The organism is Streptomyces sp. NPDC052107 (assembly GCF_040680215.1).
Classification (GTDB): domain Bacteria; phylum Actinomycetota; class Actinomycetes; order Streptomycetales; family Streptomycetaceae; genus Streptomyces.
On the sequence record NZ_JBFAWG010000193.1, the window covers coordinates 1 to 5,286 of the forward strand.

Here is a 5,286-nt window from a genome sequence, read left to right on the forward strand (position 1 = left end):
CAACGTCGCCCGAACACGATTGACTTCATGTGCGTCCACACAGTCCTCATGCCCCTGAACACTGCAGGCAGACAGACCTAACGGAGTCCTACTAGTGCTTTGACCGGGATGGTTCACCGTGATCGGAAGGCGGCTCGCGGGACGAGCGCACGCGAAACGGCTGGTATTACTGGGGCATGCAGGAAGAGACCGCACGCTCCGCGATCGACACGTTCATCTCCGCGTTCAACGCCTCGGACGACAGCTATGTGACTGCCCTGCTCTCCCAGGCCCTGACCTCAGACGTGGTCTTCTGGGGGCCGTTGGGCCGCAGCGAAGGAATCGCGGCGGTCGAGCGGTTCGTGCTGGACATCCGGCGCCACCCGGCGGGGACCGGCACGATGGTGCGCTGCTCAGCGGTGGACATGCCTGACGAGTGGGCCCGGTACCAGTGGGTCTTCACCACGCCGGATGGAGGCCCCCGCCTGACGGGAACGGACGTCGTCCATCTGCGGCGGAGCCTCATCGACCAGGTCATCGTCTTTGCGGGGGAGATCGAGCCGTCCGCCTCCTGAGTCATCCTTCTGTCGCTGCCCTTCTCCTGAACGTGCTCCCTTCGGCGCTCGGGGGCTGCGGTTCGCAGTTGGTCAGGCTGCGGTGTTGAGGGGGCGTCCGCCCCAGCGGATGCTTTTTTCGCTGCGGATGCGGGCACGTTCCTTGCGTTGGGCGGCGAGTACGTCGGGGTGGCGGGCGTTGGCGTTGCGCCGGCGCAGGTAGCGGTGCGGGGCCTGCGTCTGCGCAGGGTGGCTGCGATGGTGGGAGTTGGCCAGGGTGAACTGCCGCAGCGGACCGAAGGGGGCCTCGATCGGGTTGGCCCAGGAAGCGTAGGTCGGAGTGAGGCACAGCTCGACCTTGTTCTTCTGCGCCCAGCGGCGAATGTCCGCCCCGGTGTGGGGGGAGAGGTTGTCCGAAATGACGTAGATCGCAGCGCCGTCGGGGCGGGCGGCGCGGATCGACTTCAGCGCGGCCAGGGTGTTGGCGGTGCCCTTGCGGCGGCGGTTGACGCCCTACAGGCGCTCGTCGCCCACCAAGTAGCAGCCATGGAAGTAGGTGACGCCGTGGGTGCGACGGTAGGTCGCCGGCAGCCGGTCGGGCTTGGCCTGCTTCGCCCAGCAGGAGCGTCTCTGATTGAGTGGTGTGCATCGTGAAGTAGCAGGTCACGGGCCTGGTGTGCGTCGGCTCCGGGGTACTTATGCTGGTGACGGGCGGGTGACTTCGGTGGAGATCGTCGGTCAGCGGGCGACTTCCCCGTTTGTGAGGACGAGCATGCGTGGGCGGCCCTCCCTCATCGTCGCCCACTGCCGCGGCGCCGCCTAAATCCGCTGGCCCCCATCGCCTCGTCCTGCGACAGTGCGAGGATGGACTGGAGAGCCGTATCCCCCGCGGACGTCGACGCCCTCACCGAGTTGCTCGGCCGGGACGAGGAGGCGACGGTCGGCCGCCGCGAGAGCGGTCCGGCGGTGGTGCGCAGCATGCTGGCCGCCCCCGGCCTCGACCTGGCCACCCGCACGTGGGCCGCGTCGGCCCCCGACGGCAGTCTCCTCGGCTTCGCCGCCCTCCACCCCGCGCCCCAGCCGGGCGAGCTGCGCGCCCAGCTGGTCGTCGCCCCGTGCCCGGACGCGCCTGCCGTCACCGCCGCGCTCCTGGACCGTCTCGACGCCTGGGCCGCCCACGATCTCCCCACCCACGACATGTCAGTGACGCTCTATCAGCTTCCGGGTTGCCAGCCCCACGACCAGCTCCTCAGCCGCGGCTGGGCCATCGTCCACAGCAGCAGCCGTCTCACCGTCGCCCTGGACTCCCTCGGCCTCCCCGACCACCCGGCATCCAGGGCGCCCACGGTGCGTGCGGCCCGGAACGAGACCGACCTCCGCACCGTCCACTCCGTGCTGAACGAGGCCTTCACCGGCGACCCGGAGCACCCCCACCCGGACTTCGAGGACTTCCACCACGCCCAGCGCCGACGCGAGGGCTACAACCCCGACTTGTGGCTCCTCGCCGAACTCGACAGCGTCCCCGCCGGCGCCCTCATCGCCCGCGACCCCGTCGACCGCGCCTGGATCGCCTGGTTCGGCGTCCACCCCGCCCACCGCCGCCACGGCCTCGGCGCCCAACTCCTCACCACCGCATTCAGCCTCCTCCACGCCCGCGGCCACCGCACGGTCGGCGTCGACGTGGACACCCACAACACCGGCGCCATGCAGGCCTACACCTCCGCCGGCATGACGCTTCTCGGCGCGGCCGACCAGTGGCGCAGGACCTACGTCTGAACCCGGTGCCCGCCCTGCGTCAGGCAAGGGCGACGCCGGCCGTGGCAGGCCCAGGCGAGAGCCAGAACGATCGGTGTAGATCGCCGGTCAGCGGACGACTTCCCGGTTCGTCAGGACGAGCAGGGCCCGCACCAGCGCGGTCGCCCATTTCGGGTCGGTGCGGACCTTGCCGAGGACGCGCCAGTTCTTCAGGTGCGCGAAGCCGTGCTCGATCGGGGCCCGGACCGCGGCCAGCGCTCTATTCGACAGCTTCTGGCCCCTGGTCAGGGGCTTGTTGCGGGCGGCCTTGTAGCCGGTGATCACCGCCGGATCGGCGTCCGGGCCGCTGTCGTCGAGGCCGACGAAGCCCAGGTCGGCGATCGCGCCGAGGCCGGCCGCGCGCAGGTGGGCGGTGAGTCCGTCGTGGCGGCAGGCGGTGATCTCCGAGGTGCGTCCGGGCCTCACCGCGCTCACCCAGACCAGTCGGCCCTTGTCGTCGGTGAGGGCGATCACGAGCAGGCCGTGGCACTTGTGCTTGCCGGAGTAGTTCTTCCGGTTCTCGGTCCCGGTGCGGCGGCGGGTGCGGATCAGGGAGCCGTCCAGCAGTACGACTCCGCCACCCGATCGGGCGATCTTCTTCAGGGCGCGGTCCAGGCGCGGGGCGCGGGCGGCCAGCAGCCCGACGACTTCCCGCACCCACCGGGTCACGGTGGTGCGGTGCACCCCGTCCCCGCCGGCCAGGTTGCCGGGCCGCTGGTCACAGCGCAGCACCGCCAGCACGATGGCGGCGATCTTCCCCGCGGGCAGGGCCCGCCACCTGGATCCGACCTTCTTCAGGTGGCCGCGGATCAGGTCGGCGAGCCAGTTCAAGGTGGCGCTCGACAGCGGCAGCCGGGCGGTGTAGACAAGACAGTCGGGGCCCTCGACGTGAGGGTTGTTTTTCTTCACACCAAACTCAACTGCCGCCGGGGGCCCTCAAGTTACGCCCCGGCAGCGTGCCGGGCCGGGACGGTTACAGGCGCGGGGTGAACCTCCCATCGCCCAGTTTGCGCAGCCAGCCGCGGTCCGCGAGCTTGACCAACTTCGCCCGCAGCGGCTCCAACTTCCCGCGCACCTCCACCTGAAGGCCCAGCTCCTCGCCCACCGTCCGCACCTGCACCGGCCCTCCGACGGCCCGCACGATCTCCAGGATCCGGCGGTAGTCGCCGGGCAGCGCGGTCTCGTCCGGGCTGTCGCCGCGGTGCGGGCCCGGCGTACCGCTTCCTCTGGTGGCTCGTTTGCTTCCGCCATCCCGCCGGGCAGGTCCCAGCCGGGCTTGCAGGTGGGGTTCACCAGGAGTACGCGGTCGGAGCCGTCGCGCAGCAGTACGTCGGCCGCGACGCGCTTGCGGGCCTGCTTGGCGTTGCCTTCCGCGAGGTAGGCGTTCCAGGCGTCGGGGTCGGCGGGAGTGGGTGTCTGGGTGGGCCTCATGCGGTGGTGCCTCCCGGTGACGGCGGGATGATGTCGGCCAGGAGGAGCATTCTCGCCCGGCGCGCGGCCTCGAACCGCGCCAGGTAGTCCCTTACCGGCGGATATCCCCGGTGCGGCTTGAGGAGCCGGCGCAGCCCGTCGAGTTGCTGCACGACCCGGACCGAACTCAGGGTGGGGCTCGTGCTGAGCAGGTCATGACCGACGCTCACCGCGGCGTCCAGGTCGCCGCGGGGCACATGGATGTCCACCAGGCTGATCCGGCTCAGTGCCAGTGACCGCGTCCGTCCGGCCTCCCGCAGCGTCACAGCCCGTTCGCCGTGCGTCAGTGCCTCGTCGTACTGTTCCAGGTCGCGCAGGATCAGTGCTGACTCGCTGGCCAGCGCGGCGGTGTCGAACGGGCTCAGCCACGGGTGATCGGCGGCGGGTGCCGCTTGGAGATCGCTGTGGGCGGCGTCCAGTGCACGGGCGGCCGGAATGGGCTGAGCCGCGGCCGCCAAGGCCCGTGCCTGCATGGTGTGCAGGCGCGCCGTCGGCGCAGGATTCCTCGGGCCCCGGGCCGCCAGGTCTTGCCCGGTCCGCACCCAGCGGACAGCCCCTGCCGCATCTCCGGTCTGAAGGGCGAGGTGGCTGCTGCTGGCGGCGGCGTGGGCGGCCAGCGGCAGGTCGCCAGAGGTCCGGGCCAGGGGGAGAGCGCGGGCGAAGTGGCCTGGGGCGCGGTCGTTGTGGCCGGAGTCGTGAGCCATCCATCCGGCCATCTCGGTAAGCGCCGCTGCGGCGGCGAGCACCTGCGGGCCGGAGCCGATGTCGACCAGCCGGGGCGCTACCCGGTCACTCAGGTGCCTGACGACGGCCCCGTACAACCGGCCGCCGCCGGTCTGGCGGTCGGCACTGCGGAAGTGATCCATGGCCACCAGGTCGTCACCGTCCGGCGGCGCATGATCGGCCCGCTGATGTTCCGGCGCTGCGGGCGCGGGCTCCCACGACCGGCGGGCCAGCCCCAGCAGGTGGCCCGGGATGTGGAAGGCATCGGCGATCTGCTCGAACAGGGTCAGCTTTTCCACCCGGCTCTTGCCGTTCATGTAGTCGTACAAGCGCCCCTGTGTGATGTCGACTGCGGCAGCGATGCGCCGTGGCCCTGATCGTCTTGCCGTTCTGGCCCACCGGGCATGCCCGTGCCACCGAGTTGCTCCAACAGCTCAAGGAGTGGTCCCTCCACCTGAGCGGGAGCGACGGGCAGGAGGAGGCTCCCTCGCTCTCCGATCCGGCTGGCAATCCGCTGTGACTGTTACCGCTCTGGCCTGCGGGAGTTGGGACGCCCACAGGGCGCGTCCGGCGGCACTGTCATCTGGCGTAACTGTGACACCGGTAAGCGCGCCCGCTGCCCGGCTGGCTCCCCTGGCACTCGTCACGCTGAAGCTGGCTCGTCAGCTGATGCCGAGGGTGCTCAATGCCGTGGTCCAGTCGGTCACGATGGCGCGCTGGGCGGCCGTGAGGGTGATCTGGCCGGAGCAGACCGCGGTGTGCAGCT

Annotated in this window: 6 protein-coding genes and 2 pseudogenes; 3 read left to right on the forward strand and 5 right to left on the reverse strand. The window is 70.8% G+C overall.

The window, feature by feature from the left end; translation table 11 throughout:
• Positions 1 to 176: 176 nt before the first annotated feature.
• Positions 177 to 554 carry a nuclear transport factor 2 family protein gene (locus tag AB0M27_RS46460; RefSeq protein ID WP_012895409.1) on the forward strand — a complete coding sequence of 126 codons (378 nt, stop codon included), beginning with the start codon at positions 177 to 179 and terminating at the stop codon, positions 552 to 554.
• A gap of 72 nt (positions 555 to 626) precedes the next feature.
• Here AB0M27_RS46460 and AB0M27_RS46465 read toward each other — a convergent pair.
• A pseudogene (locus tag AB0M27_RS46465) lies at positions 627 to 1,157 on the reverse strand (transposase); the annotation flags it as partial.
• 240 nt (positions 1,158 to 1,397) lie between these two features.
• Between AB0M27_RS46465 and AB0M27_RS46470 the strand changes: the two are divergent.
• Positions 1,398 to 2,309, forward strand: a complete 912-nt coding sequence (locus tag AB0M27_RS46470) for a GNAT family N-acetyltransferase (RefSeq protein WP_365732247.1) — start codon at positions 1,398 to 1,400, stop codon at positions 2,307 to 2,309.
• An 87-nt stretch (positions 2,310 to 2,396) separates the two neighbouring features.
• Here AB0M27_RS46470 and AB0M27_RS46475 read toward each other — a convergent pair whose 3' ends face one another.
• The 4 genes and pseudogenes from AB0M27_RS46475 to AB0M27_RS46490 form a co-directional block, all read right to left on the reverse strand.
• Positions 2,397 to 3,236, reverse strand: a complete 840-nt coding sequence (locus tag AB0M27_RS46475; RefSeq protein ID WP_365732248.1) for a transposase family protein — start codon at positions 3,234 to 3,236, stop codon at positions 2,397 to 2,399.
• 64 nt (positions 3,237 to 3,300) lie between these two features.
• Complete coding sequence (locus AB0M27_RS46480; RefSeq protein ID WP_365732252.1) at positions 3,301 to 3,468, reverse strand: hypothetical protein; 168 nt, start codon at positions 3,466 to 3,468, stop codon at positions 3,301 to 3,303.
• A gap of 77 nt (positions 3,469 to 3,545) precedes the next feature.
• Positions 3,546 to 3,674 (reverse strand): annotated as a pseudogene (locus AB0M27_RS46485) (NUDIX hydrolase); the annotation flags it as partial.
• Positions 3,675 to 3,754: 80 nt separating this feature from the next.
• Entirely contained in the window at positions 3,755 to 4,849 is a 1,095-nt protein-coding gene (locus AB0M27_RS46490) for a tetratricopeptide repeat protein (RefSeq protein WP_365732250.1), read from the reverse strand.
• 38 nt (positions 4,850 to 4,887) lie between these two features.
• Here AB0M27_RS46490 and AB0M27_RS46495 point away from each other — a divergent pair, with 38 nt between their 5' ends.
• A complete protein-coding gene (locus AB0M27_RS46495) occupies positions 4,888 to 5,040 on the forward strand; it encodes a hypothetical protein (RefSeq protein WP_365732251.1) in 153 nt (50 codons plus the stop codon).
• Positions 5,041 to 5,286: the final 246 nt, after the last annotated feature.

Excerpts from the sequence above, each read along its gene's own strand:
- AB0M27_RS46460 (WP_012895409.1), top strand. The coding sequence starts at position 177 with ATGCAGGAAGAGACCGCACGCTCCGCGATCGACACGTTCATCTCCGCG.
- AB0M27_RS46470 (WP_365732247.1), top strand. The coding sequence starts at position 1,398 with ATGGACTGGAGAGCCGTATCCCCCGCGGACGTCGACGCCCTCACCGAG.